Below are 535 nucleotides of genomic sequence, written 5' to 3'. Positions count from 1 at the left end.
AGACCGAAGCCGTTCCTGCGGGCACCGGCTATGTCGGCGACTTCCGCAAGGCCGTCCTGTGGGACCGCGAGCAGGCATCCATCCAGATGACCGACTCCCACGCGGACTTCTTCGTCCGCAACCTCGTCGCGATCCTCGCCGAGATGCGTGCTGCCTTCGGCGTCCTGCAGCCCAACGCCTTCGTCGAGATCGACCTGACCGCGTAAGGAGGGGCTCGACATGGCATACCTGAACGCAGGGGCCGGCGCTGCCCGCGAGGGCAAGCAGACCGCAGCCGTAGCGGATGCGGCCGCGGCTACCTCCGTGGTCGCCGCTGGCGCCAACCCGACAAAGGCCGAGTACGACGCCCTGCGCGCCGACTACCTGGCGCTCCGCACCAAGGTCAATGCGCTGCTCGCCGCGATGCGGACGTCCGGCCAGCTCGCATCGTGACCCTGTTCCTCCGGCAGACGGCTCAAGGGCGGTGCCCATGCGGTGCCGAGCATGCGGCGTGCGGCCCGCCCTCGACCGCTGTCCCCGTCGATCAGCACATCGT

General features: G+C 69.3%; 2 protein-coding genes. Both read left to right on the top strand.

Annotated elements, in window-relative coordinates; translation table 11 throughout:
- Positions 1 to 206: phage major capsid protein (locus ABD191_RS28745; RefSeq protein ID WP_344089037.1), on the top strand; the 206-nt coding region annotated here is incomplete at its 5' end.
- 13 nt (positions 207 to 219) lie between these two features.
- A complete protein-coding gene (locus ABD191_RS28740; RefSeq protein ID WP_030901014.1) occupies positions 220 to 432 on the top strand; it encodes a hypothetical protein in 213 nt (70 codons plus the stop codon).
- Positions 433 to 535: the final 103 nt, after the last annotated feature.

This window comes from Luedemannella helvata, assembly GCF_039528415.1.
Taxonomy (GTDB): Bacteria; Actinomycetota; Actinomycetes; order Mycobacteriales; family Micromonosporaceae; genus Luedemannella; species Luedemannella helvata.
This window is presented reverse-complemented; position numbering and strand designations above follow the sequence as displayed.